Below are 882 nucleotides of genomic sequence, written 5' to 3'. Positions count from 1 at the left end.
GCGAAGGGCAAGTGCAAGACCGGTCGGATCTGGACATATGTGCGGGATGACCGGCCCTTCGCCGGGCCAGCGCCACCTGCGGCGGTCTATTACGCCTCGAGCGACCGTCGAGGCGAGCATCCACAGAAGCATCTGGCCGCCTTCGCCGGTATCCTGCAAGCCGATTGCTACAATGGCTTCGAGCCGTTGTTCGATCCGCAGAAGAAGGTGCTGCCGATTACGCCGGCGTTTTGCTTCGCCCATGCGCGGCGGGGCTTCTTCGAGCTGGCCGACATCGAGAAGAACGCCCGGGAAGGCCACAGGGGCAAACCGGTCTCGCCGATCGCGTTGGAGGCGGTCAGACGCCTCGACGCTTTGTTCGAGATCGAGCGCGCCATCAACGGCCGCGGCGCCGACGAGCGGTGCGCCGTGCGCCAGGAAAAGAGCAAGCCGCTTCTCGAGGACATGCATGCCTGGCTGCTCCTCGAGCGCGAATCCCTCTCGCGCTCCTCCGAGGTCCTGAAGCCCATGAATTACATGCTCAGGCGCTGGGACGACTTCGCCCGCTTCCTCGACGATGGCAGGATCTGCTTGACCAACAATTGTGCTGAGCGCGCATTAAGAGGAATCGCCCTGGGAAGGCGCAATTGGACCTTCGCCGGCAGCCTGCGCGGTGCCGACCGCGCCGCCATCATGCTGACGATGATCACCACCTGTCGTCTCAACGATTTCGATCCCAAGGCCTGGCTCGCCGATATCGTCGCCCGTATCGCCGATCTTCCCGTATCGCGTCTGCACGAACTGCTGCCCTGGGAATGGAAGCTCCTCCGCCAAGGCGACACTCCCGCCGATCAGCAGGCTGCCTGATCTTCACGCAACGCCCTTCATAGAGCTCGTCGCGCT

General features: G+C 63.6%; 1 protein-coding gene. It reads left to right on the top strand.

Annotated elements, in window-relative coordinates; translation table 11 throughout:
* Positions 1-846: IS66 family transposase (gene tnpC, locus AC0L21_RS37925; protein ID WP_473267087.1), on the top strand; the 846-nt coding region annotated here is incomplete at its 5' end.
* Positions 847-882 lie beyond the last annotated feature (36 nt).

This window comes from Bradyrhizobium sp. WSM4873, assembly GCF_055811355.1.
The sequence above is the reverse complement of the archived record's forward strand: the minus strand, read 5'-3'. Positions and strand labels throughout refer to the sequence as shown.